Below are 25,692 nucleotides of genomic sequence, written 5' to 3' on the forward strand. Positions count from 1 at the left end.
GCTGTTCCACGAGGCACCTCCGAGGTGGGCTGACTTCCCTGCAAACTACGGCATCGGCCTTGGGAGCTTCCGGCGAACCCCGTACCTGGAGATCCGTTCGGATGCTCGTGTTCTCGCTGAACGAGGCGTCCCGGTGGTCTTTCGGTGCCCGCCTGCGTCCTGTGGCGGGCCGCTATCCGGGAGGGCTCGGTCGTGCTGCTCGTCGACTGTTTGGGGTAGTTGCTAGCTTTTTCCGGCCTTTCTGAACGGTGCCTCGGTGGGGGCGTGCCGCGCGAAGTCGGAGAGTTCCTCGTCCGATACGATGCCGGAGGGTCCCGGAGGGTTGCCGGGGATTTCCGCGGAGTGGCGTTCCGCCTGAGAGGCCCACCGATGGACCGCGTTCGCGCGGCACCTCGGGGCCTCGGCCGGCGGGCGAGGCTCGCAACAGGGGGGTGCCGACCCGGTGTCGCGTCGACTCGTCAACATCACGCTGGACAACCTGGACGATCTACCGCATCGCTGTCGCGGTTGTGTCTTCTGGGAGCTCGATCCCGTCAGCCGTGACCGTGCGCTGGAGAGCGGCGACTCCGGCCTTGAGAAGGAGGCGTGGATCTCCTCCACGCTGCTGGAGTGGGGCAGTTGCGGCAAGCTCGTCTACGTCGACAACGTTCCGGCGGGGTTCGTGCTCTACGCACCGCCGCTGTATGTCCCACGATCGGTGGCGTTCCCGACAAGTCCCGTGAGCGCGGACGCGGTGCTGCTGATGACCGCGCACATCCTGCCCGAGTTCTCGGGCGGCGGGCTCGGCCGGATGCTCGTCCAGGGCGTCGCGAAGGACCTCACCCGGCGCGCCGTCAAGGCCATCGAGGCGTTCGGCGACCTCAAGGGCGCCGAGGAGGGTGGCGGCTGCATGGTGCCCGCCGACTATCTCCTCTCGGTCGGGTTCAAGACCATCCGTCCGCATCACCGCTACCCGCGGCTGCGGTTGGAGCTCAAGTCCGCCCTGTCCTGGCGTGAGGACGTCGAGGTGGCCCTGGAACGTCTCCTCGGCTCCATGAGTCCGGAAGGCGCACTCCGACCCGTCTGAGGCGGTCTGAGCCGTTTTGTTCAGCGGAGCGGCTCGGAGCCTGGACAACGGCGCTGATGAGCTTCCTTGCGGCTGCCGCAGCGCCCGGCCAACTTCGGCAGCCGAGGGCACGCTGGCGCAACAAGGGCAATTGTGCGGCAGCAGCCGAGCCTCGGAGGCTGGTCCTGTTCGGCGAACGGCGCGCGGCAGCTCGGCTCCGATACGCCCGGCGGCTGCCAAGAGGGCGGGCGCACCCGACGACATGCCGCGACCGGTTTGCCCCGACGGGGGTGCACCCCTGGGTGGGGTGTCTCGGCCAGGGGTGAGCGGAGGCGCGGGTCAGATGTCCGTCAGATATCGGGGGCCGCTCGGACCGGACGGGACGGCCGGGGCAGCTCGGACGGGATGGCTTGGGTGGGATGGCTTGGGTGGGACGGCTCGGGTGGGACGGCTCGGACTGGACGGCTCGGGTGGGACAGCTCGGACCGGGCCGCTAGACCGGGCCGCTAGACCGGGGAGCTTGGACGGGGCTGCTCGGACGGGGCTGCTCGGACGGTGGCTTGGGTGGGGTGGCTCGGGTGGGGTGGCTCAGGCAAGTGGCCTTGGGGGGCCGCCTTGAGGTGTTGGGTGTCGCAGGCACGTGTGTAGGTGCTGAGGGGCGGAGGAGCCGGCGCGCTGTGCGCGTCGTTGGCTGGCGATGGTCCGTCGTGCGACGCCGAGCGGCACCTTGTCGGGACGACGCTTGGATAGGCCGCTCCCCCCGGTGCGGCGACGTTGTCTGGGCGACCGCGACGTCGGAGCGCCCTCTCCTGCCCAAGGCGCGACGGCTGATCGTTCGCACGACGGCCTGGTCTGCGACGGCGCATTCTGGGCGACGGTCGCTGAGGTGTCGTGGCGGCTGGGCGAATGCCGCGACAGGCGTGCAGGTGGTCGCGGGAGTCCGCGAGGCGGTAATGGGGCGACGTAGTCGCTGCCCTACCAGCCCTTCATAGCGGTCACAGTGTTGACGACCTGCGCGTCGCCCGCCCGATCCGCACGAATCCGGCTCGTGTCGCCCCCCGGACTCAGGTCTTGCTACTCCGGTCCGGCTGACGAACCGCGTTTCTCGCCGCGGCGCTTGGTCTGGAGGCGCTGTCGCCGATGTGCGGTTCCACAGCGGACGACGTCCTGCGACGCAGCGTCTGCGTCGTCGCCTGGCTGTCCGGTCGTGACGCGCGGGCTCGGCTGTCGTCGTGCTTGCCCTGCCGTGTCGTCCAGTCGGTTGAGGCGTGTCGTCGTAGCGCCGAGCAGACGACACGTCGGCGGTGCTATCGCCTGGGTCGTGTGAATGTCGGGTTGGTGGAGGACCGTGGCGGCCGCGATGTGGCCGCCGGAGCGTCGAGGTCGAGCCTCCCCGATTCGCCGCCTCGGCCGGGGGCTCTTGACCGGCGGCCGTTCGGCGGGGAACTCGACGATCGTGCGTTCGGTGGCCCCCCATGCGCCCTCAGCAGCCGCCCGCCCGGCTCGGCCACCCGCCGCAGCTCGCGCAGCGCCGCGCCGGTGTCGGCGACGTCGCTGAGGACGCGTTGGGGCGGAGCCTTAGGGCGATGTCGGGAACGACCGGCCGACCGTGTCGTCGTCTGGTGGGAGGACGACACGGTCGAGCATCGTTGGCGTCCGGCGTCCGGCGTGCTGTGCCGAGATCTGGACGCGACGTCGGCCGTCGCGACGGGGACGTCCGGACGTCCACGGCGGCCTCGCGTCGCTGTCCGTCGGGCGTGCGGCCGTCGTGGCGCGCCTCCATGTCGGGGCGACGCGCGTCCGAGATGTCGGGATGGGTCAGGGCTGGGGGACGGTCTCGGTGGCGTCCTGGTCCTGGAGCCAGTGCTCGGCGTCGATCGCGGCCGCGCAGCCGCTGCCGGCGGCGGTGATCGCCTGGCGGTAGACGTGGTCGACCACGTCGCCGCAGGCGAACACGCCGGGGATCTTCGTCTTCGTCGTGGGCGCGTCCACGAGCAGGTAGCCGTCGGTGTCGGTCTCAAGCTGGCCGGCGAACAGCTCGCTGCGCGGGTCGTGGCCGATCGCGATGAACAGCCCGGTGACCTCCAGGCGGCTCTGCTCACCCGTCCGGACGTCGCGCGTCTGGACGCCGGTGATGCGGTCGTCGCCGTGGATCTCCACGACCTCGCTGTCCCAGAGGAACTTGATCTTCTCGTTGGCGAACGCGCGCTCCTGCATGATCTTGGACGCGCGCAGCTCGTTCCTGCGGTGGATCACCGTGACCGAGCGGGCGAACTTGGTGAGGAAGATCGCCTCTTCCATCGCGGTGTCGCCGCCGCCGACGACGGCGATGTCCTGCTCGCGGAAGAAGAATCCGTCACAGGTCGCGCACCACGAGACGCCCCGTCCGGACAGGCGCTTCTCGTTCTCCAGCCCCAGCTCGCGGTAGCCGGAGCCGGTGGCGACGATCACGGCCCGCGCGAGGTAGGTCTCGTCGCCGACCTTGACGACCTTCGGATCGGCGGTCAGGTCGACCTCGGTGACGTCGTCGGTGATCAGCTCGGCACCGAACCGCTCGGCCTGCTTGCGCAGGTTGTCCATCAGGTCGGGGCCCATGACGCCATCGGGGAACCCGGGGAAGTTCTCCACGTCGGTGGTGTTCATCAGCGCACCACCGGCGGTCACAGACCCCTCGAACACCAGCGGCTTCAGATCACCGCGGGCCGCGTAGATCGCGGCGGTGTAGCCCGCGGGGCCCGAGCCGATGACGATGACGTTACGGACGTCGCTCACAGTTCTGTGCCTCTCCTCGTTGGCCCTGGTGCCGGACGATCTCTCGTTGGCCGCCACGGCGTCCGCCTCCCGCGCTCCCATCGTCCGCCGATGGTGCCCGTCCGGCACGACCAGGCCTGCCAGTCGCCACAACCGATCCTAGGCCCCAAGGATTCCCTTCACCCGAACTGCCGAGCCCTGTGGATAACCCGTCCCCCTTCGACCCGCCCCGTCCGCGCGGCACCGTCCCTGACCGTCACCTACGTCATGTCACGCCTCCGACGAAAAGAGATGTCGGCGCGGGTCGTCCGACACCCGTTTCGGCGGCCAACGGAGCCGATGATCTGCCCATAGGCTGGTGCGCATGGCTCGTATCTTGCTTATCCACTCGATGTACGGACTCCGCCCCGCCGTCCACCAGGCGGCGGACCGGCTGCGCGACGCCGGGCACGAGGTCCACGTCCCGGATATCTATGACGGACGGACCGTGGACACCGCCGAGGAGGGCATCGCGATCAAGGAGGAGATCGGCCGGGACGAGCTGCTGCGCCGCGCGGTCGCCGCGGCGGCGCCGCTGACCGTTGAGGGCGGTGTGGTGTACGCGGGGTTCTCGCTCGGCGCCGCGCTCGCGCAGAACCTGGCGCTCGCGGACGACAAGGCACGCGGACTGCTGCTGATGCACGGCACGTCCGACCTGGCGGACGACGCGGCCACCGACATTCCGGTGCAGTTCCATGTCGCCGACCCGGACACCTACGAGCCCGTCGACTGGGTCAACGCCTGGTACCTGCGGATGACCAAGGCGGGTGCGGACGTGGAGGTCTTCCGGTATCGCGGCGCCGGACACATGTTCACCGACCCCGACCTGCCGGATTACGACGCCGAGTCGGCCGAGGCCGCCTGGGCGGCCGCCCTCGACTTCCTGGCGCCCCTCTGAACAGCAGGTTCGCCGAGGTCGGCCGTCAATGGCGGCGCGCTCGGCACCCCGCCGGCCGCGATGGCGATACCCACTGAAAACGAGCCAGGACGGTCAGCTTCAAGATCTGTGACGGACGTCCCGGAGGACCGCCCCCGGATCCGCTGATCCCACCGCGAAGGCCGTGGACGACACGCGTGCGCATGCCGTCCACGGCCAAGCCGACCTCGCGGTCGTACAAAGGAAACAAGAGCCCCCGGGCAAGGGGGCGAAGCCGCCGGCCTCAGAACGGAGATCAGGCCGGCTCGTGCTTGAGAATGTGCGGATTCTGGGCGGTGCAGTCGGGTCCCACGACCCAGATGTTCCAGTTGCCCGGCTTGTCGCCGCGGATCGCGATCACCGTGGCCTGCTTGCCCTCGAAGGTGGCCCGGTCCACGAGCGCCGGTGCCTTTCCGCTGGTGACGCCGTTGACGCAGCCCACGAGCCGCTGGTCGGGCGGGTCGCCGTACTGCTTCGTCCGCTCCTGCTTGCCCACCAGGCGGTCGACCTGGCGGCCCAGGTCACCGGTGGTGTAGTCGGTGCCGCTACGCGCGACGACATAGGACGGGGCGTTCAGCATGGTCTGGCCAGAGGGCGACTGCCGAGCCGCTCCGGGCGCGGACCCCTGCGGCCTGGTGGCGTCCTGGACAGGGCTCCGCGCGACGCTCCGATGATCGTCGCCGCTCGACCCGTCCAAGGCGATCTTGCTGACCACCGCTCCGCCGCCGAGCACGACCACCGTAGCGGCCGCCGCCGACAGTATCCGCCAATGCCGCCTTCCGCGCCGCTGCTCCATGCTCACGACGGTGGCGTTGTTCAGCGACTCCGCCGCGATGGCGGAGTCGATGCGTTCGGCCAGCTCCGCGGGCATGGACGGGACGGGTGCCTCCGCCAGGATCCGGGAGACGTCCGCAAGGTCGGCGGAAAGCTCCCGGCATTCGGCGCAGGTGTCGAGGTGCGCGTTGACGGAGGCGGCCTGGTCGTCTTCGAGTAGTCCTTCAGCCAGGTCGGCCAGGACGTCGTAGTCAAGGTGCGCGGGGTTCATTTGGGCATGCCACCTCCTTCCACACCTCCGACGTTCCTGGGCTCCCGTCGGTTCCGATGGTGGGCGAGAAGTGGGGCGAGCCTCGCCCGTCCGCGCGCGCACCGGCTCTTGATCGTCCCGGGTGGCACCTCCAGGACCTTCGCCGCGTCGTCGACCGAATACCCCATCATGTCCACGAGGACGAGCGCCGCGCGCTGCTCGTACGGCAGGTGCAGCAGGGCCTTGTGGACGTCGAGGGACACGCCGTGCGCGTCCGTCGGGTCGGGCATCTTCGGCGCGATGGCGTCGAAGGTCGCGTCGTCGCCCATGGGCGTCGCGGGCCGGACGGACTTCCGCCGGATCCGGTCGAGGCACGCGTTGACGACGATCCGGTGCAGCCATGTGGTGACGGCCGCGTCGCCGCGGAAGCGCGCGGCGGCGCGGAACGCCGAAAGGCATGCGTCCTGCAGCGCGTCCGCGGCCTCCTCCGGGTCGCCGAGCGTCCGCAGCGCGACCGCCCACATGCGGTCGCGGTGCCGGTGCACCAGCTCGGCGAACGCGTGCGGGTCCCCCTCGGCGTGCCTGGCCAGGAGCTCCTTGTCAGGCATCTCGTCCACGCGACGCATGCTCACCGACGCCATGAGCGACCGCTTTCTCGTCCTGGACGCCCGGGCTGCCCGGTCGTTGCCGGGCTTCCGCGACCGGCCGCGCCTGCTGGGGAAGACACCACAGATTCCTGGGGGGAGAGGACGTTCCGTTTACAGGCACGATACCGACAAGCGCCACCCCACGTCACAGCCCGCGACCCCCGTCCGTTCCCTCGCCCGACCCGCGAATGCCCTGCTCCACGAATGCCCTGATCCACCGGATGACGCCCCCGCCCCGGCTTATCCACAGAACGACGTTCCACTTTCCGTGCCGACGCAGATATTCGACCATGAACGTAGCGGGTTCGGGGCGGGCATGGGCACCCCGCCGACCCGAGATCCATCCTTCCGACTTCGAGGAGGCCATGGGAAACGTGAGCGAGAGCAACTCGTGGCGAGGGTGAATGATCAGAAGTGAGGAGGTAGGGGCGGAGGTAGTGGAGGAATGCCGAGTCGGTGAGAGAGCCGGGCCAACAGGGGCCGGAGGCGGTCAGCGTGCCGTGCCGTAGACGGCGACTTCGCCGATCTTGCCCTTGAGTGAGGAGGGAAGCTTGGTGAACCACACGAGGATGTACTGCCCGGAGACCTGCGGATTCACCGAGTAGGTGAGTTCGCCGCCGGTGCCCGGCTGGCGGTCGACGGGCCGCATGTCCGCACCGGACGGGGAATTGCCGATCTTGACCTGCAGGGCGCCGCCGGCCTCGGGCGTGTACACCTTGACGGCGGAAACCTTGACCGGTCGGCCCATGTTGAGCATGACGCCGATGCCCTTGGAGTAGTTGCCGAAATCGGTGTCGGCGTAACTCTGGGTCTGCCAGAGCGTGCTCGGCTTTCCGTCGATGACCAGTCCGGTGTCCCGCTGGAAGGCCTGGTCGTGGTGGCCGCCGATCGGCTTCTCGAAACCGTCCGCGTTCTGGACGGTCAGCTTGCTCACGGTTGGCTTGGGGGGCGCGGAGGTCTTGGTCTGGTCCGTGACGCCGCCGGTCTTGGGCTTGTTGCCCGAGCTCTTGTCGGTGAGCGCCCAAGCACCGAGACCGACGATGACCGTCAGCGCGGCGGCGGCGACGCCGAGCAGGGCCCGGTTGGCGGGACGGCGCGGCATTCCCGTCGTGGCGTCGGCCGGGGCGGTGGGCGCGGGCGGGATGGTGTTGCCGTGGTCGGCCCGGGCACGCGGTTCCGGGATCTGCGCGGCCGGCCGGGTGGCGGCGTGCTGGCGCTGGCGCTGGCGCGCGGGTACCGGGGCGGCCGGCGGAGGCGGCGGCGCATGCTTGTGCGCCGGCGGGGCCACCGGGGCGGGGCGCGGCGCCGGCGGCGGGGAGTTGCCGAGGCCCGCGAACAGCGGCAGCGGCGTGCGCGGGACCCCGCGCAACGCCTTGGCCAGGTCGGCGGGTGTGGCGAGCGCCTCAGCCTCACCCAGGCCGAGGCAACGGCAGACGATCGCGTCGACCGCGTGGGAGATCCCGGCCTGAACCTGCCGGGGAGCCTGCGGCACGCCGCCGATCGCCGGGGCGGGCGGCAGGTCGGACCCCTCGTCGCCCGGCCAGTGGGCGGTGAGCGCCGCGTACAGCATGCGGCCGAGCCCGCGGACGTCCTCCGCCGCGGGGTCGTCGGCGTAGCGGTCACCGAGAACGGCGTCGGTGGCGATGCCGAGGATCTTGACCGTGCCGCCGGTCGTCCAGACCAGGTCACGGGGGGTGAGGCACAGATGGGCCAGCCCGGCGGCGTGCGCGGCGGCGAGGGCCTCGGCCGCCTCGTACAGCAGCGTCGCGGCGCGTCCCGGCTCCAGCGGCGCCTTGCCGAGCATCTGCTCAAGCGTCTCGCCGACGACCCACTCGCTCACGACATAGGCGCTCTCACCACTGTCGTCGGCGTCGAACACCTGGGTCAGACGCGGATCGGTGAGGCGGCTGGCGGCGCGCGCCGAGGTGACGACCTCGCCGACGCGGGGGAACTCGGGATCGAACGTGCGGACGGCGACGGCCCGGGCAAGGATCTCGTCGATGGCCTTCCAAAGCGCCGATCCGCCCGAATCGTTGATGCGCTTCTCAAGCCGGTAGCGGCCGGCGAGACGTGTGCCGGGCTCGATGACTGACGTGCTCAAGGCAACGTCCTGCACAGGTGGTCAGATCCCATGTTCGTGGCGTGGCAGCTTACGCCTCCGACCCTCCTCTTTGCGTTCCCCAGGGTGTCGCCCCGCAAGCCGTAGTCCCCCACATGGTAGTGGCTACTCGCACGAGTGGCCTCCTTATCGCCGCGCGTCCTGTGTACTTTGCCTCGCTTTACCAACCAGCCCGGACCCGGCAACCGACCAGCAACCCTCCAGCACATTCGATCACTTGACCCACCCGACCCCCAACGAACACGCCCCGACCACCCCCACCAACCACCCCACCCCTCCGCCACACCACTTCCCCCAGTCACCCTGCCCCTGCCTACCACCCCGCTACCTGTCGCCTCTCCCGACCCACGCCTAGCTCTCTCGTCCCGTACCTTGTCCCCTCGTCCTCTAGTTTCGTCCCCCGCGCCTCCTCCGCGCCGCCTCCTCCGCGCCGCCTCCTCCGCGCCGCCTCCTCCGCGCCGCCTCCTCCGCGCCGCCTCCTCCGCGCCGCGCCTCCTCCGCGCCGCGCCCCCTCCGCGCCGCCTCCTCCGCGCCGCGCCCCCTCCGCGCCGCCTCCTCCGCGCCGCGCCCGTCCCGTCGCCCCGCTTCGTCATTCCTCCTTGTCACGTGTCGCGGTGTCCGGCGGCTGCCGCGCGGCTGCGCGTCCCGGCCTTCCACTCCGTCGCGCTGCTCGCGTCGCCCCCTAAATCGCACGTTGAACTGGGCGCTGGATGCCATCTGATGCCTTCGCCGCTGCTGGGCCGCGCTGCTGGGCCGCGCTGCTCGGCCGGGGTTGTGGGTGGTGGGGACGTCGTACCCCCTGGTCCCAACTGAGGGGCCAGGGGGTTGTCGTGGCTTGGGGGCTGCTCAGACTGCGCTGACCCAGTGGGCTGCGATGGTGGTGCGGCCGTCGGCGTTGCTCAGGATGGAGGCGTTGTTGCCCTGGGAGCCGATGCCCTTGGCATAGAGGCTCACGACGTCGTTGGCTTCAAGGTCGACCAGGACGGTCTGCCCGGCGGTGGACTGGAGGATCAGGTTCGCTGGGCCGCCGCCCCCGGCCAGGGCCTGGCTGCCGTCGATGGGGGTCTGCCCCTTGTACAGCACCGTGCTGGCCCAGTAGTTGGTGTTCGCGGCGCCGGAATTGATCACGGAACGGGCCTGGTACGAGAGCTCCCACACGCCTGGGAAGGGGATCGTGATCGTCAGGCCGGACGGGTGGACCTGCGCGTAGGCGGTGGTGAGGGACTGGTTGATGTCGAGCGGACCGGTCTGGACCCACATCTTGGAGGGGCCCCGCTGGGACGGCGCACTGGCCGGTGTCGTCATGCGTGAAAGCTAGCCCGGCGTGATCGAACATGACAGGAACCTTGACAGCCCTACTCATGTCGCTTCACTGGTGATTGACACCGTTCTCGGTGCGGGCGGGTGAAGTTGGAGCCATCGCCCGCCCGTCCTCGCGTGGCTCGCATCCGAGTGGTCGGCGCCGTTGTCGTGGGGGTCAGCGGCCCGGGATGCGGGAGCTGATGGTGGTGATCATGGTCTGGACCTCGCTGACCCGGAGGAGTTTGGCGAAGAGCAGGTAGAGGATGCCGCCTCCGGCGCTGGCCACCGCCAGGGTCGCCAGGCCGGAGAGGAGCCCTTCGCCGAGGGCCGAGTCCACCACCAGGTGGATGGCGTAGGCGAAGCCGATCAGGGGCCAGAGGGCGACGGCCAGTTTGAGGTAGGTGAGGGCGATGCGGCGGCCGTCCATGCCGCCAAGGCGGCGGCGGAGGATGGCCCAGCCGACGAAGGCGCCCACGGTCTGGGCCAGGGCGAACCCGGCCGCGATGCCTACGATGATCTTGTCGGTGGGCAAGATCTTGTAGGCGGTGAAGGCCGTCGCGATGTTGGTGAGGACGACGGCGACGCTGACGAAGGCGGGGGTGCGGGTGTCCTGCATGGCGTAGAAGACGCGCAGCATGAGCTGGTACGCGGCGAACGGGACGAGGGCGATCGAGAACATCTCCAGGACGTTCGCGATGACCTGGGCGTTGGACGCGGTGGTCTGGCCGTGCGCGAACAGGACGGTGGTGATCTCGTCGGCGAGCGTCGCCATCAGGGCGGCGGCGGGCAGGATGATCACTGAGCAGAGCCGGAGGCCGCTGGAGAAGTCGTCGCGGACCTCGGTCATCCGGTTCGCGGCGGCGTGCTCGCTCATCCGGGGCAGCAGCGCGGTGATCACCGAGACGCCGATGATCGCGTAGGGGAGCTGGAAGAGCTGGTAGGCGTTGAAGTAGGGGGTGTAGCCGACGTCGCCCAGGTGCTCCTTGCGGCCGAGGACGCCGGCGGCGTTGCCGAGGGACGTCGTGACCGCGAACCCGATCTGGGTGATGACGACGTAGCTGAGCGTCCAGACGGCCATGCGGCCCATCTGGCCGAGTTCGCCCTTGCGGAAGTCGAGGCGGGGGCGCCAGCGGAAGCCGGAGCCGCGCAGGGACGGCCAGAGCGCGAGGGTCTGCAACGCCATGCCGCCGATGGTGCCGCCCGCGAGGAGCGTCACCTCGGTGCCCGTGATCGAGCCGGGCGTCACCGTCCCGGTGCTGACCAGGAGGAAGGCGCCGGCCGTCCCGCAGATCACGATGTTGTTGAGCACCGGAGCCCACATCGGCGCGCCGAACCGCTTGCGGGTGTTGAGGATCGCGCCGGAGAACGCGCTGACGCCGAGGAAGAAGATCTGCACCGCGAAGAGGCGCGCGAACAGGACGGCGAGGTCGCGCTGGTCGCCCTCCATCGCGCCGCCGTAGATCGAGATGAAGACGGGGCCGAGCAGCACCGCGACGACGGTGATCACCGCGAGGCCGAGGACGGCCAGCGTGAACAGGCGCTGCTCGTAGCGGTCGCCGTAGGCGGGGTCGCGTTCGCGCGCGCGGACGATCAGCGGCACGACCACGGCGGTGAGGACGCCGCCGAGCAGCAGGTCGTAGACGATGAACGGGACGGTGTTCGCGGTGTTGTAGGCGTCGGCCAGCGCGCCGGTGCCGAGGGCGGCGACGAGCATGGCGGTCCGCAGGAAGCCGGTGACGCGGGACGCGAGGGTGCCCACGGCCATGACCGCGCCGGACTTCAGGATGCCCGACGCGCCGCCCTTGCCGCCGTCGTCCCCCGACGGGCCGCCCCCGGGGGCGACGTCCACGACGGTCTCCGACGACGGACGGCCCGGTACCGGGAAGTCAGTCGCGGTTCTCGCCGCGATGTTTGCCGGTGGGCCGCCCGTTGGCGGGGGGTAGGCCGGGTTCCTCCGCCCGGGGGGACCCGTCGGTCGCGGGCCCGGCGTCTGCGGCGCCGGGAAGCCCTGGTTCGGGCCCTGCCCACTCATCCGTTGCGGGTAGCCCTGGTTCGGAGCCTGTCCACCCATCCGTCCCGGACCGCCCTGGGGCGGCCCCATTCGTCCCGGCTGGCCCTGGTTCGGGGGAGGGGTCTGCCTCGGGCGTCCCTGACCCTGCCCAGGGGCCGGCGAAATCGGTCGTCCACCAGGCTGCGCCGGTGCCGAAGGAGGCATCCGGTTCTGCTGGTTCCTGCCCGGACCCGGCCTCGATGGGCTCTGGGGTCGTGGCCCTGGGGTCCGCGGAGGGCCCTGCTGGGGCGGCGGGCCTGGAGGGGGGCCCTGTCCCGGACGTCCCTGGGGCTGGTTCGGCCAGTTCTGACCAGGCGGACGACCAGGATTCCGCTGAGGCGGGCGCCCCTGGGGCGGCGGAGGCGTCCAGCCGGGGTTCTGCTCCGTTCTGCGCGGGGGCTGCGGACGGCCCTGCGCCGGGGGCGGCGTCGCCGGGCGGGCCGGCGGACGGCCCATGGGCGTGCCCTGCTGATTCTGGGAGGGCGGGTTCGGATACCCCTGGTAGGGAGCCTGGCCAGGGTTCTGCGCCGGGGGCTGCCGGCCCTGGGGGTTCCGAGGGCCCTGGGGGTTCCGGGGGCCCTGGGGGTTCCGGGGGCCCTGGGGGTTCCGGGGGCCCTGGGCGGCCCGAGGGTCGCGGGGGCCCTGAGCGGCCCGCGGGTCCCGAGGGGGTTGGGCGGCGCGCGGGTCCCGCGGGGGTGGCGAAGGCCGAGGGGGCTGAGGGGTCGGTGGGGCCTGCGGGGCCCATGGGTCCGCCGGGGCCGGCTGACCCGGGGAAGCCGGGGCCGGGGAATCCGCTCCCTGGTCCTCCGGGTGCTGCTGGTCCCATTCCGGTCGACCCGTCACCGGCTGCCTCCGATTTCCGGCGGCGCCTTGCTCTGATGGCCCGCACTCCGACGCCCACGAAGAGTACGGCAAGTCCGCCGCTCGTGATGAGGAGGGCGAGACGCCCATACCCGGTGGTGCGGACGGTGATGTCCACGCCCTTGCCGAACCTTCTGCCGTTGGATTCGGGGATCTCCAGTTGCAGGTGAACGGGGAAGTTTCCGTTGCCCGCCGCCTGGGCCGGGAACCAGCGCTGGACGACCTCGCCGGGGCGCAGCTCGATGACCTCCTCGCCGGCGGCGAGCCGCCCGAGCCGGAGCTTGGCGCTGTTGGCCGAGGTGGCGCTGAGCCGCACCTTGACCCGCTGGCCGCGCAGCTTGTTCTCGACGGTCACGGGCAGCCGTCCCGAGCTGCCCGCCATGTTCGCGCGTCTTTTCTCGTTGGTGACGATCCGGACCTTGTCCATCTCCCGGGCGAGTTCGTCCGAAAGCTCGTCTCTGGCGCGTTTGGCGCGCTCGCCGTGGGAGCGCCAGGACGTCGACTCCGCCCGGAGCAGGGCGCGCTCGTAGGAGATGGAGACCGGGGGGACCAGAACGGCCTGGAAGGACGCGGCGCGCCGGGCGATGTTGCGGACCTGGCTGAGGTAGGGGAGCCCGAGCTCGAAGCGCTCGTACTTCTGGCCGACGCCGTTGAAGGTCCGGGTCTGCGGCTGCGCCGTTTCGAACTTGCTCAGCGGCATCGCGTTCAGCCAGGGCGAGTGGCTGCTGTACTGGAGCAGGTTCCGGGCGAGACCCGGCGCGGGGTTCCAGTTCCGGTCGGGGGCGACGATCACGGCGCGCTGGACGTTCGGCGTCTCCCCGGCGATCATCGCGGTCTCGGCGAGGAAGCGCTGCTCGGTCAGCAGCGCGCTGTAGGACGACCGCGAGGGGCTGCTGACGATCTCGTTGAGCTTGTCGTCGTAGAGCAGGGCCTTCTTGGTGCCCTGGGAGGTCGTCGGGATCGTCGTGACCGCGTTGGACGGCCCGCCCGACGGCGGCGGCTGGAAGTGCTCGCTGCTCATCAGGAAGGATCCGGCGCCCTGCTTCAGGGTGAGCTTGGCGAGCAGGTCGAGCGTGTCCGGACCGGCGAGGCCCATCGCCGGCCACGCGATGTGCGCGTCGGCGGGGCGTCCGAGCTCCTTCGCCACGAGGGAGGTGTTCCTCGGGTCGTAGGCGATCTGGACGTCGCGCGTCATCTTGTGCCGGACCAGCGCCAGCACGTCCGGGTCGGCGTAGGGGACGGTGAAGTAGGGGTCGCTCTTGGCCGCCAGCTTCAGCGTGTTCAGCCAGGCGGCCGCCTCGGGGCTCTTGCGCTTGTCGGCGCCCGACCTCGCCCCCGGCGCCTTCACCGCGTAGTCGTGCTCGGCCATCTGCCGGACGTCGTCCAGCAGCGCGGGGTCGATTCCCCAGGTGACCGGGGTGTCGGTCGCCGCGGCGGCGTTGACGAGCCCGTTCAGGCGGCCGCCTGCCGCGACGTCCTTGCGGAGCTGGTCGTCCAGGAACGTCCGGTCGTTCGCGCGGTGCTGCCGGTCGATCAGCGGCCAGACCCAGCCGACCGCGACCTTCTTGTAGTTCGCGGTCCTCGGCGTGAAGGTCAGGAACGTCGTCACGCCGCCCACGACCTGCTGGGCGGAGTTCAGCACCTCGACGCCCACCGGGTAGACGCCGGGGGCGCCGCCCGGAGCCTGCAGCCCGAGCGACTTCGTGGTGACCTTGAACGCCCAGTTGTGCCTGCCCCCGGGCGCGGCGGCCTGGGGAAGCTGGACCGGACGGCCGTACCCGGGCAGGACGGACGGCTGCCCTGCCGCGATCTGGTCCAGCTCGCTGCGGCTCCGGATCGGCTGCTGCCGGTACCGCATCCGGATCGTCAGCCCCGCGAGCTCGTGCCCCGAGCGGTTCAGGGCCACGCCGGCGAGTTCGATCCGCGAGTTCTCCCGGACGGTCTTGGGGCTCACCTTCGTCAGCCCGACCCCGACCTGCGCGCGCGCCCGTCCCTGTTCCGGGGGCGACTGGTGATCCGGCTGTGCCAGCACCGGGGTTTGGGACGCCCCGGCGGGAAGTGCCATCGCCGGTGCCGCCGCCGTCATGAAGCAGGGCAGGAGAGCGGCCAGCGCGACCGCGCGTTTGACCGCTCTCACGCCACGTCCGCCCAAGGGCCGCCCGCAGGGGCCGCCTCGGGACGGCGGGCGTCGATTTCCCGCACCACGGCCCCGATGGTAGTCCCGACATAGGCCCCATCAGACCTTCCCGCCCACCTGTGGCAAGGATTCTGGTCGTCCGGATGCCAAACCGCCACGCCAGATTTCCAGAAGTGGCTCCTGGGACGGGGGAAACTCGGCGAAACCCGGGCGAAATCGCGACCAGGGGCGTCCACCCGCGACCGGCCAGGCCCATGATTCAGCCGACCGGGTGGTGGCGGGGGTCCGGAGGGCCCGGACGGTCCGCGCCGGAGCCCGGCTCCGTTCCGCCGTCCTGCGGGGAGGAGAGGTCGACCGGCTTGGCCTCGCAGAGCCTGAACAGCGAGCGTCCGCGGATCCCGAGGGCCGTGGACGGTTCGCCGGTCGCCGTGTAGACCACGGCGTCGCCCGGAAGAGCGTCCACCAGGCGCCGGTCGATCAGCAGCGGCATCGAGCCCGGCAGGAGCAGCGGGCAGACGAGCCCCGCCGCGTACTCGGTGACGGAGTTGACCAGGTCGGCGCGGGCCGGGCGGATCAGCCGGGCGCCGGCGGCCAGCCGCACCGCCTCGGCCGCGGGGCGGCGGCCCGCCGCGACGATCACCCCCGCCAGGAAGCGGCCGCCCTGGAAGGCGCCGACGCAGGCGTAGACGCGGGTCGCCAGGCACCGGTCCGCCGGGAGGCCGAGCGCCGTGGGCAACTCGTCGGCGTGGGCCACCGCGACGGGCAGGCGCACGATCTCGTGCGCGATCTCCCGTTCGAGCAGCGCGCGGTGGATGGCGAGGGCGTCCTTCATGACCGGCTCCGTCCCGCGGGGACTCCCCCGCTGACCCCCCGACCTGGCTTCCCTGTCCCCCCGTGGTGCCTCGGTGGGGAATCGCCCCACCTGTGGTGATACGACCCGTTGGCCCCAGAAATACTCCGGTGCCGCACCCGCGGCGGACCGTGCCCCACCGGATCCCGCTACCGTTGTCGTGGGGGAGGCTCACGGCGATCGCGCCGGCGTCATCGGGGTGTCCAGAACGTAACTCGGGGTCCGCGCCGTGTGAAGAGCCCGCGTCCTCCTTCGTACGGTCTCCGGACCGGGCGCCGACCGGAACGAGGCCACCGCAAGGGCTCCGGCGCGTACCCCCGGGAATCGTCGAAAGTCCTTTGTCAGCTCGCTTCCCAAGGAAATACGCTCGATGGCCGTGCCCAACCAGAACGTGTCCCCCGAGCCCTCGCCGCCGCGCCGCGCCGCGATCGCCGAGCTGCTCCGCAACATCGCGCCCGTCGCCGACGGGCTCGGCGACCGGTTCGCGGCGGCCGGGCACGAGCTGGCGCTGGTCGGCGGGCCCGTCCGGGACGCGCTGCTGCGCCGCCCCACCAAGGACGTCGACCTCACCACCGACGCGCCGCCCGAGCGCATCCTGGAGATCATCGACGGCTGGGCGGACGCGGTCTGGACGATCGGCATCGAGTTCGGCACCGTCGGCCTCCGCAAGGACGGCGTCGAGCTGGAGATCACCACCTACCGCAGTGAGTCCTACGACCCGAAGTCGCGCAAGCCGAGCGTCTCCTACGGCACCTCGCTCGTCGAGGACCTGCGCCGCCGCGACTTCGCCGTGAACGCCATGGCCGCGCGGCTCCCCGGCTACGAGTTCGTCGACCCCTTCGGCGGCCTGACCGACCTCCAGCGCAAGGTGCTGCGGACGCCCGGCCGCCCCGAGGACTCCTTCAGCGACGACCCGCTGCGCATGATGCGCGCCGCCCGGTTCGCCTCCCAGCTCGGCTTCACGGTCGCGCCCGACGTCGTCACCGCGATGACGGACATGTCGGAACGGATCGGGATCGTCTCCGCCGAGCGGATCAGGGACGAGCTGTCCAAGCTGATCTGCGGCCTGTACCCGAGGCAGGGCCTGGCGCTGCTCGTCGACAGCGGGCTCGCCGAGCACGTCCTGCCCGAGCTGCCCAAGCTGCGGCTGGAGATCGACGAGCACCACCGGCACAAGGACGTCTACGAGCACTCGCTGATCGTCCTGGAGCAGGCGATCGCGCAGGAGCAGGAGGGCCCCGACCTCGTCCTGCGGCTCGCGGCGCTGCTGCACGACATCGGCAAGCCGCGCACCCGCCGCTTCGAGGCGGGCGGGCGCGTCTCCTTCCACCACCACGAGGTCGTCGGCGCGAAGATGACCCGCAAGCGGCTGTCCGCGCTGCGCTACCCCAAGGACACCATCGCGGACGTGTCGCGCCTGGTGGAGCTGCACCTGCGGTTCCACGGCTACGGCACCGGCGAGTGGACGGACTCCGCCGTCCGCCGGTACGTGCGCGACGCCGGCCCCCTGCTCGCCCGCCTGCACAAGCTCACCCGCGCCGACTGCACGACCCGCAACAAGCGCAAGGCCGACCGGCTCCGGCGCACCTACGACGATCTTGAGGTCCGGATCGACCGGCTCGCGCAGGAGGAGGAGCTGGCGGCGATCCGTCCCGAGATCGACGGCAACGAGATCCAGGAGATCCTCGGCATCACGCCGGGGCCCCTGGTCGGCCGCGCCTACAAGTTCCTGCTGGAGCTGCGGCTCGACCAGGGCATGATCGGCAAGGACGCCGCCGCCGCCGAACTCCGCCGATGGGCCGCCGCCGAAGGCGTGCTCGGGGAGGGCCAGGAATGATCCCGTTGCAGCTGGGCCGGATGAGCCCGACCGAGACCGAGCGGATGCTGGCCTTCGACCGCGACCACATCTGGCACCCCTACACGCCGCTGCCGGCGGCCGTCCCCGTCCAGCCGGTCGTGTCGGCGGACGGCGTGCGGCTGACCCTCGCCGACGGCACCGAGCTGATCGACGGCATGTCGTCCTGGTGGGCCGCCATCCACGGCTACAACCACCCGCGCCTGAACGCCGCCGTCACCGGGCAGCTCGGCAAGATGGCCCACGTCATGTTCGGCGGGCTCACGCACCCGGCGGCCGTCCGGCTCGCCGAGACGCTGGTCTCGATCACCCCCGAACCGCTCACCAAGGTCTTCTTCGCCGACTCCGGCTCGGTCGCGGTCGAGGTCGCGATCAAGATGACGTTGCAGTACTGGCGTTCCCAGGGGCGTCCGGAGCGGCACCGGCTGCTCACCGTCCGGGGCGGGTACCACGGCGACACGTTCGGCGACATGGCCGTCTGCGACCCGGTCAACGGCATGCACCACATCTTCAGCGACGTCCTCGCCCGGCACGTCTTCGCGCCCGTGCCGCCGCTCGGCTACTCCGCCGCCCCCGACCAGGCGTACCTGGACGAGGTGTCCGCCCTCGCCGCCGCGCACGCGCACGAGCTCGCCGGGATCATCGTCGAGCCGGTCGTCCAGGGCGCGGGCGGCATGCGCTTCTACGCCCCCGAGTACCTGCGGGCCCTGCGCGACATCGCCGACGAGCACGGCGTCCTCCTCGTCCTGGACGAGATCGCCACCGGCTTCGGCCGGACGGGTGAGCTGTGGGCCTGCGACCACGCCGAGGTCGTGCCCGACATCATGTGCCTCGGCAAGGCCCTCACCGGCGGCTACATGACGATGGCCGCGACCCTGTGCAGCGACCGCGTCGCCCACGGCATCACCTCCGGCGAGGCGGGCGCGCTCATGCACGGGCCGACGTACATGGCGAACCCGCTGGCCGCCGCCGTCGCGTCCGCGTCCATCGAGCTGCTGCTCTCGCGCGACTGGCGGGACGAGGTCGACACCATCGAGGCGATCCTCACCAGCGAACTCTCCGCCGCGGCCGACCTGCCGGGCGTCGCGGACGTCCGCGTGCTCGGCGCGATCGGCGTCATCGAGGCGCGCGAACCGGTCGACGTCCAGGCCGTCCAGGACATCGCGATGGCCCACGGCGTCTGGCTGCGCCCCTTCGGCAAGCTGATCTACGCCATGCCGCCCTACGTCTGCACCGAGGACGAGACGACCCATATCGCCGCCGCGATGACCGCGATCGCCGAGTCCCTCTGATCACTGGGCGACGGCGGCCCCGCGGACGCGGGCGGTGCCCGTCCAGTAGGCGACCGCCCCGGTCGCGTAGGCGATGATCACGGCGATGAGCGTGAGCCGGGCGCGGCCGTCGAAGGGCAGCCAGGACGCGGCGGCCGCCGCCGACGCGGCGAACGTCGCGTTGAACAGCATGTCGTAGACGGCGAAGACCCGGCCGCGGTAGGCGTCGTCGATGGACTCCTGGAGCGTCGTGTCGACGCACAGCTTGACCCCCTGCGACACGACGCCGAGCGCGAACGAGCCGGCCGCCCACGCCGGCTCCGCGAACGGCGGCCCGAAGAGGAGCAGGCTCGCCCCCGCCGCCGCCAGCAGCCACGTGACCCACGCCGGTTTGCTGATCCGCCGCACCACCGCCGGTGTGACCACGGCGGCGGCGAAGTATCCGGCGCCCGAGACCCCGAGCATGACCGCGAACGCCGTGAGCCCGGCGTCCGCGTTCTCGGTGAAGTGGTTCCGGCACAGCAGCAACGTCATGATCAGGATGACGCCGTAGAGCAGCCGGTGGAACGAGATCGCCGCGAGCGCGAGCGCCGCCTGCCGCCGCCGCGCGATGTGCCGCGCCCCGTCCGCCAGGCCGCCGAGCACCCCGCCGAGCGCCTCCCGAACCCCCATCGCCGCCTTCTCGGGAGCGGCGTCCTCGGACGGGTGCGGGCCGAGCAGCAGCCGGGGCAGCGTCGTCGCCGTCACTCCGGCGGCGAAGAACAGCACGGCGGCGAAGGCGAGGATCAGCGCCGTCCCCTCCGTCCCGCCGCCGAACACGCGCCTGAGCAGGTAGCCGAGGCCGGCACCGGTGAACGCGATCACCGTCCCGGAGGTCACCGCGAACGCGTTCGCCGTCACCAGTTGATCGCGCCGCACCACATGCGGGAGCGCCGCCGACAGCGCCGCGAGGAAGAACCGGTTGACGCCGAGCACGACGAGCACCACGAGGAAGAAGACCAGGCCGTCCTGGCCCGCCGCGACCAGGGCCCCGACCAGCAGCACCAGGGCGGCGCGCAGGATCGGCGTCCACAGCAGGATCTGCCGCCGCTGCCACCGGTCGATGAACACCCCGGCGAACGGGCCGAGGGCCGAATACGGCAGCAGCGTCACCGCGAACGCCGCCGCGGCCTTGCCCGCCGAGGTCTGCCGCTCGGGGGAGAAGAACACGTAACCGGCCAGCGCGACCTGGAACAGCCCGTCGGTGAGTTGCGAGGTCAGCCGCGTCGCGTACAGGCGCCGGAAGTTCCGACCCCGCAGGATCCGCCGCAACTCCCCAGCCCTCACCCGATCACCCTATTCGTCCTCGGGCCCACCGCTCCCGCCCGAGCGACCCACGACGCTGGACGTTTCGGTCCCTCCGGGGAGGACTTCGCGTCCCCCAGGCGCGGGGAGCGCATGGCAGACTCGTCCCTACGCCCTGCGGTCGCGTGAGGGAGGGCAGATGGGCGGGGACGATCCGCACATCCACGTGGAGTCCACGGTGGTCCGCCGTAGCGCCGCCGTCCGCGACCTGATGGCCTCCGCGTTCGGCCTGGCCGCCGACCTGCCGAGCCTGGTCAGGACCGGCTGCGGCCTGCGGGTGCCCTACGCGATGACCTCCCCGCGTCCCGACAGCGTCACCTGCCTCGCCTGCCGCGAGCACGCCGAGACCGAGCACCTGCGGTTCGCGGACGAGGTCGAGCGCCTGGGCGGCATGCCGGGATCGACCATCACCCCGGCGCAGGCGAAGCTCGCCGCCGACAAGCACCGCGACCTCGCGAGGAGGTTCTCCGGCGCGGACGAGTGACCGCCGCTCAGTCCTCGGCGAGCCAGAGCCGGGTGTAGTCGTATCCGGCGGCCGTCGGCAGGAACCGCGCCCCGCGGACCCGTGCCGAACGGAAGATCGTGTGCGACCGGTCGAGCAGCGGGACGATGGCGGCGTCCTCCATGATCTTCTGGTCGGCGAGCCGCCAGTACTGGTCGGCGCGCGCGGTGTCGGGCGCGGTGAGTGCCGCGTCGATCAGCGCACTGACCTGCGGATTGTCATAGCCGCCGTAGTTGGTGGAGTTCGGCCCGTAGGTGCGTCCGTCAAACAGCGGCTGGATGATCGAGCGGCCGTTGTTGCCGTACCAGTCGGGCGTCCAGCCGGGAGCCGCGATGTCCCACTGGCCCTCGCGGGCCTTCGCGGGCGTGGCGATCGTGCTGGAGTAGAACGACCCGCCGGTGTCGGCGACGAGATCGGCCCTGACGCCGCAGGCCGCGAGGTTCTGCTGGAGGGACTGCGCGATCAGCTTGTGGACGCTGTTGGTGCGGTAGGGAAACTTCAGCGTGAGCCCCGGATGCCCCGCCTTCCCCAGGAGATCACGACATCTCGCCGGATCGCCTGACCCGCCCGGTGTCGGATACTGATCGGACGCGGCATACCCGGCGTTGCCCGGCGGGATCACCGTGTGCAGCGGCCGCGCGATCGACGGCCCACCAACGATCTTGATGAGCGCGCTCCGGTCGACGGCGTACTCCAGCGCCCGCCTGACCTCCCGGTCGCCGAGCGCGCCGCCGTTGTTCGGGCTGCGCGTGTTGAACACCAGGTAGGGACTGTTGTTCGGCGTCTCCCGGACCGCGAACCTCGGGTCGTCGCGCAACCTCGGGATCGCCTGCCTCGGAACCGGCTGGTCCCACGCGAGGTCGGCCGCCCCCTGCTCGATCTGCTGCTGGACGGTCTCGGGGGAGTCCTGCCCGAGCGTGATCTGGATCCTGTCCACATGCCGTTCGCGCAGCGGATCGGTGTTCTGCCGCCACGCCGGGTTCTGGCTGAGCAGGTACGACGCACCCGGCCGGTACTCGCTGATCTGGTAGGGCCCGTCGGAGATCGTGTGCTGCCGGAACTCCTGCCCGTCCGGCAGGAACGCGTCGTACTCCCGTGGCGCCGCCGCGGTGAACGGCAGGGCCAGCAGGTTCAGGAAGTCGCTGGCCGGACTCTTCAGCCCGAACACCAGCGTCTGGTCGTCCTCGGCGCGTATGCCCTCGACGTCGTGCCCGTTCTGGTACGCGGAGATCGCCCCGGGATCCTTCGCGTCGACACCGCCGAACCCCCGGCAGAAGCCCTCCATGCCCCTGATCGTCGAGATGTAGTAGCTCTTGCCGACCGACGGCGAGGCGGGGTTGCACAACCGCTTGAACCCGCGCACGAAGTCCCCCGCCGTCACCGCCCGCGCCGGACGCGTGTTCCACAGGACGTTCCCGCGCAGCCGCACCGTGTAGGTCCGCCCGTCCTCGCTGACGTCGCCGTTCTCCCGCGTCGGTACCCGCGCCGCGACATCGGGCCGCACGGGCACGGTCTCGCCGAAGTCGTTGGACGCGCGGCTCCCGAGCAACGTCCGCGCGTAGATCCGCGCGAGCCCGTACGCGCCCACGCTGGCCACCGACGCCGTGTCCAGATGCTCGACGTCGGACGACCCGACGACCCGCAACGTCCCCCCCTGCCGGGGCGGCCCGTCCGCCCCCGAGGCCGGGTCCCCCCCACCGCAGGCCGTTAACCCGACCGCGAGCCCGGCGAGCCCGGCCGTCACCTTGATCACCTCGCGTGCCATCACGTCCTCCACTCGGTTCCCGGAAGCAGGCGCGCAATCACCGGCGGTGTCACAGTAGGGCCAGAGCGTGACAAAGAGCCGCTACATCGCCGTTTTCCTCTACGAGCTCTACAGAAGTAAGGACGTCCTGACACGGTCGTGTCCACTGTCGGCACGCCCTTTTGACACATTGTGATCAGACCCCCGACACACCCGAACTAACACCCCACACAGGCACCCTGACCTGCGGCGGCACCGGCCCGATCCCCGGTGATTCGCCCCGCCCGCAAGGAAACGCCCACGACCGATCGAGACACGCGCCCCCGAAATACCCTTGAGCGCCCAAACGCACCACCCGGGGCCCCACAACAACTCAAGCTTGCGAAGACCAAGGCCCCAGGAAGCCTCCATCCCGATGGGGTCTTGCACTACAGAGGAGCATGGGCAGACTTGACCCGTGATCAAAACGCTCAGTCCCAAGGACTACAACGAGGTGGTCCACGTCGGACACTTCTTCCGCAAGGGTGACCCCGTGATCATGGATCTCACCCTGCTGCCCGACGACGTCGCCAGGCAGCTGGTGGACTTCTGCGCCGGGCTGATCTGCGGACGAGGCGGCGAGATGGAGCGACTGGACAAGAAGCTCTTCCTCCTCCAGCCCCCCGCCAGACCCCAGATCGCAGCCGCCCACATCCCCGACCTGGCCCACCTGGCCGGTTGACACAAACCGCGCACGACATCACCAACCAGCTCGAACACCCCACAAACACGAACCGCACCCCCCGCGACGCCCACCCTCGCAACTCCGCCCCCCGAACGGCGACCACGGAAGAACAACGCGGAACACCCGCACACTTAGCCGACCACGCAACCGGCGCCAGCAGCGAGCCGCACCGAGACCGCGACAACCCCCCTTGCCAGCACCAGATGCCAGCGGAGCCGACGAAAGCCACCACCCCGCCTCGCCTGCCCAGCCCTTCGGACACGCGGCACGACACAGATGCGAGGCATGTCGGATAAGCGGGCGCCCGCATGCGCGGCGATGATCCCCCCTGTCACGCCGCCGGATGTGGGATGCCGCTGAACGTGGCGAGGCAGGGTGGGTGCGGTGAAGCGAGTGAAGGCGGGCAGATGACACCACCCGCACCGTAGGCAGGCGATGGCGCTTCGCGCGTGCAGGGCCTCAGGTGGTGGGGTCGGTGCAGGGCACGCGGGCGCACCTCTCGGGTGCGCGGCGTGTTGCGCATGCGGCACGTTGGGCGTGCAACATCCGGGGAGGGCGGTGAGCACCCGCGGCGCCTGGGGGGCCAGGGCGGTGAAGGCACTGGAGAACATCACCCCGCACCGTGGGCGTGGCGATGGCGCTTCGCGGGTGCAGGGCCTCAGGTGGTGGGGTCGGTGCAGGGCACGGGGGCCTACCACTCGGGTGCGCGGCGTGTTGCGCATGCGGCACGTTGGGCGTGCGACATCTGGGGAGGGCGGTGAACGTCTGCCGTCTGTCGGTGCCGAGGTGGTGGAGGCGCTAGAGAAAATCACCCGCACCGTGGGCGCGGTGATGACGCTTCGCGCGTGGAGGGCTTCAGGCGGGGGCGATGCAGGGTGCGGCCCACCCCTTGGGTGCGCGGCACCTGGGGTGGGTGGCACCTTGGGCGGGGCGGTGAGCGCCCGTGGCACCTGTGGGTGCCGGGGTGGTGGAGGCGCTAGAGAAAATCACCCGCACCGTGGGCGCGGTGATGGCGCTTCGCGCGTGGAGGGCTTCAGGCGGGGGCGATGCAGGGTGCGGCCCACCCCTTGGGTGCGCGGCACCTGGGGTGGGTGGCACCTTGGGCGGGGCGGTGAGCGCCCGTGGCACCTGTGGGTGCCGGGGTGGTGGAGGCGCTAGAAAAGATCACCCGCACCGTGGGCGCGGTGATGGCGCTTTGCGCGTGCTGGGCTTCAGGCGGGGGCGATGCAGGGTGCGGCCCACCCCTTGGGTGCGTGGCATGTGGGTGGGCGGCAGATTGGGCGGGGCGTGGTGAGCGACTGCTGTGCCTTCGCGGGGGTGGGACGCGGATGGCGGCCTGACGTGGGTGTGTCAGGCCGCCATCGCTAGGGCGCTGGTCAGGGTCAGCGGTCCACTTCGCCGCGGATGAACTTCTCGACGGCCTCGCGGGCCTGGTCGTCGTTGTACTGCTCCGGCGGCGACTTCATGAAGTAGGAGCTGGCCGACAGGATCGGGCCGCCGATGCCGCGGTCCTTGGCGATCTTGGCGGCGCGGACGGCGTCGATGATGACGCCGGCGGAGTTCGGGGAGTCCCAGACCTCAAGCTTGTACTCCAGGTTGAGGGGGGTGTCGCCGAACGACTTGCCCTCCAGGCGGACGTAGGCCCACTTGCGGTCGTCCAGCCACGGCACGTGGTCGGACGGGCCGATGTGGACGTCGGCCTTGGCCATCTCGTGCGGGATCTGCGAGGTGACCGACTGGGTCTTGGAGATCTTCTTGGACTGGAGGCGCTTGCGCTCCAGCATGTTCATGAAGTCCATGTTGCCGCCGAAGTTGAGCTGGTAGGTGCGCAGCAGCTCAACGCCGCGGTCCTCGAACAGCTTGGCCATCACGCGGTGGGTGATGGTCGCGCCGACCTGGGACTTGATGTCGTCGCCGACGATCGGGACGCCGGCGTCGGTGAACTTCTGGGCCCACTCGGGGTCGCTGGCGATGAAGACCGGCAGCGCGTTCACGAACGCGACCTTGGCGTCGATCGCGCACTGGGCGTAGAAGCGGTCGGCGTCCTCCGAGCCCACGGGCAGGTAGGACACCAGCACGTCGACCTTGGCGTCCTTCAGCGTCTGGACGACGTCGACCGGGGTGGCGTCGGACTCCTCGACCATGTCGAGGTAGTACTCGCCGAGGCCGTCGAAGGTGTGGCCGCGCTGGACGATCACGCCGGTCGGCGGGACGTCGGCGAACTTGATGGTGTTGTTCTCGCTGGCGTGGATGGCCTCGGACAGGTCCATCCCGACCTTCTTGGCATCCACGTCGAACGCCGCGACGAACTCGACGTCGCCCACGTGGTAGTCGCCGAACTGCACGTGCATGAGGCCGGGGACTCGCGTCTCGGGCGCCGCGTCCTTGTAGAACTCGACACCCTGGACGAGCGAAGAGGCGCAGTTGCCCACACCCACGATGGCTACGCGCACCGAACCCATCCGGTTGCTCCTTCTCTCTAGCGGAACATGTGGTGTTCTTCACCCGACC

17 protein-coding genes are annotated in these 25,692 nt (G+C 70.9%); 6 read left to right on the plus strand and 11 right to left on the minus strand.

The features are described 5' to 3' along the window. Nucleotides 1-442 precede the first annotated feature (442 nt). Entirely contained in the window at nucleotides 443-1,066 is a 624-nt protein-coding gene (locus tag GNZ18_RS14980; RefSeq protein WP_214615692.1) for a GNAT family N-acetyltransferase, read from the plus strand. Between the two features lie 1,797 nt (nucleotides 1,067-2,863). On the opposite strand, the gene trxB is transcribed toward GNZ18_RS14980, so the two are convergent. Further along, a complete protein-coding gene (gene trxB, locus GNZ18_RS14985) occupies nucleotides 2,864-3,817 on the minus strand; it encodes a thioredoxin-disulfide reductase (protein ID WP_312874537.1) in 954 nt (317 codons plus the stop codon). Nucleotides 3,818-4,160: 343 nt separating this feature from the next. Between trxB and GNZ18_RS14990 the strand changes: the two genes are divergently transcribed. After that, the gene (locus tag GNZ18_RS14990) at nucleotides 4,161-4,733 is read left to right on the plus strand and encodes a dienelactone hydrolase family protein (protein WP_156217105.1); all 573 of its coding nucleotides are present in this window, start codon (nucleotides 4,161-4,163) and stop codon (nucleotides 4,731-4,733) included. 274 nt (nucleotides 4,734-5,007) lie between these two features. Here the strand turns inward: GNZ18_RS14990 and GNZ18_RS14995 are convergent, their stop codons facing one another. From GNZ18_RS14995 to GNZ18_RS15025, 7 genes are all read right to left on the minus strand, one after another. Next, nucleotides 5,008-5,796: an anti-sigma factor family protein gene (locus GNZ18_RS14995; RefSeq protein ID WP_156217106.1), complete on the minus strand. Its 789-nt coding sequence runs from the start codon at nucleotides 5,794-5,796 to the stop codon at nucleotides 5,008-5,010. Next, nucleotides 5,793-6,401 carry an RNA polymerase sigma factor SigM gene (gene sigM, locus GNZ18_RS15000; RefSeq protein ID WP_156217539.1) on the minus strand — a complete coding sequence of 203 codons (609 nt, stop codon included), beginning with the start codon at nucleotides 6,399-6,401 and terminating at the stop codon, nucleotides 5,793-5,795. Before sigM ends, GNZ18_RS14995 begins: the two co-directional genes overlap by 4 nt. 511 nt (nucleotides 6,402-6,912) lie before the next feature. After that, complete coding sequence (locus GNZ18_RS15005) at nucleotides 6,913-8,523, minus strand: protein kinase family protein (protein WP_156217107.1); 1,611 nt, start codon at nucleotides 8,521-8,523, stop codon at nucleotides 6,913-6,915. An 864-nt stretch (nucleotides 8,524-9,387) separates the two neighbouring features. Further along, entirely contained in the window at nucleotides 9,388-9,846 is a 459-nt protein-coding gene (locus GNZ18_RS15010; protein ID WP_156217108.1) for a hypothetical protein, read from the minus strand. 172 nt (nucleotides 9,847-10,018) lie between these two features. Continuing rightward, complete coding sequence (gene murJ, locus GNZ18_RS15015) at nucleotides 10,019-11,692, minus strand: murein biosynthesis integral membrane protein MurJ (RefSeq protein WP_308165821.1); 1,674 nt, start codon at nucleotides 11,690-11,692, stop codon at nucleotides 10,019-10,021. A gap of 37 nt (nucleotides 11,693-11,729) precedes the next feature. After that, on the minus strand, nucleotides 11,730-14,891 hold the full coding sequence (locus GNZ18_RS15020) for a DUF6049 family protein (RefSeq protein WP_156217109.1): 3,162 nt from the start codon (nucleotides 14,889-14,891) through the stop codon (nucleotides 11,730-11,732). Between the two features lie 259 nt (nucleotides 14,892-15,150). Next, a complete protein-coding gene (locus tag GNZ18_RS15025) occupies nucleotides 15,151-15,723 on the minus strand; it encodes an aminoacyl-tRNA deacylase (protein ID WP_156217110.1) in 573 nt (190 codons plus the stop codon). A gap of 388 nt (nucleotides 15,724-16,111) precedes the next feature. Here GNZ18_RS15025 and GNZ18_RS15030 point away from each other — a divergent pair, with 388 nt between their 5' ends. Both GNZ18_RS15030 and GNZ18_RS15035 read left to right on the plus strand, forming a co-directional pair. After that, entirely contained in the window at nucleotides 16,112-17,578 is a 1,467-nt protein-coding gene (locus GNZ18_RS15030) for a CCA tRNA nucleotidyltransferase (RefSeq protein WP_156217111.1), read from the plus strand. Next, nucleotides 17,575-18,888: an adenosylmethionine--8-amino-7-oxononanoate transaminase gene (locus GNZ18_RS15035; protein ID WP_173390778.1), complete on the plus strand. Its 1,314-nt coding sequence runs from the start codon at nucleotides 17,575-17,577 to the stop codon at nucleotides 18,886-18,888. Before GNZ18_RS15030 ends, GNZ18_RS15035 begins: the two co-directional genes overlap by 4 nt. On the opposite strand, the gene GNZ18_RS15040 is transcribed toward GNZ18_RS15035, so the two are convergent. Continuing rightward, nucleotides 18,889-20,193 carry an MFS transporter gene (locus GNZ18_RS15040; RefSeq protein WP_312874538.1) on the minus strand — a complete coding sequence of 435 codons (1,305 nt, stop codon included), beginning with the start codon at nucleotides 20,191-20,193 and terminating at the stop codon, nucleotides 18,889-18,891. Nucleotides 20,194-20,350: 157 nt separating this feature from the next. On the opposite strand from GNZ18_RS15040, the gene GNZ18_RS15045 reads away from it, so the two are divergent. After that, on the plus strand, nucleotides 20,351-20,695 hold the full coding sequence (locus GNZ18_RS15045) for a hypothetical protein (protein ID WP_156217112.1): 345 nt from the start codon (nucleotides 20,351-20,353) through the stop codon (nucleotides 20,693-20,695). 7 nt (nucleotides 20,696-20,702) lie between these two features. On the opposite strand, the gene GNZ18_RS15050 is transcribed toward GNZ18_RS15045, so the two are convergent. Continuing rightward, on the minus strand, nucleotides 20,703-22,478 hold the full coding sequence (locus tag GNZ18_RS15050; protein ID WP_156217113.1) for an ABC transporter substrate-binding protein: 1,776 nt from the start codon (nucleotides 22,476-22,478) through the stop codon (nucleotides 20,703-20,705). A 436-nt stretch (nucleotides 22,479-22,914) separates the two neighbouring features. Between GNZ18_RS15050 and sepF the strand changes: the two genes are divergently transcribed. Continuing rightward, nucleotides 22,915-23,178 carry a cell division protein SepF gene (gene sepF / locus GNZ18_RS15055; RefSeq protein ID WP_156217114.1) on the plus strand — a complete coding sequence of 88 codons (264 nt, stop codon included), beginning with the start codon at nucleotides 22,915-22,917 and terminating at the stop codon, nucleotides 23,176-23,178. A gap of 1,385 nt (nucleotides 23,179-24,563) precedes the next feature. On the opposite strand, the gene GNZ18_RS15060 is transcribed toward sepF, so the two are convergent. Further along, nucleotides 24,564-25,643 (minus strand): inositol-3-phosphate synthase, encoded by a 1,080-nt coding sequence (locus GNZ18_RS15060; RefSeq protein ID WP_156217115.1) that lies wholly within the window; start codon nucleotides 25,641-25,643, stop codon nucleotides 24,564-24,566. Nucleotides 25,644-25,692: the final 49 nt, after the last annotated feature.

This window comes from Actinomadura litoris (genome assembly GCF_009733595.1).
Classification (GTDB): Bacteria; Actinomycetota; Actinomycetes; order Streptosporangiales; family Streptosporangiaceae; genus Spirillospora; species Spirillospora litoris.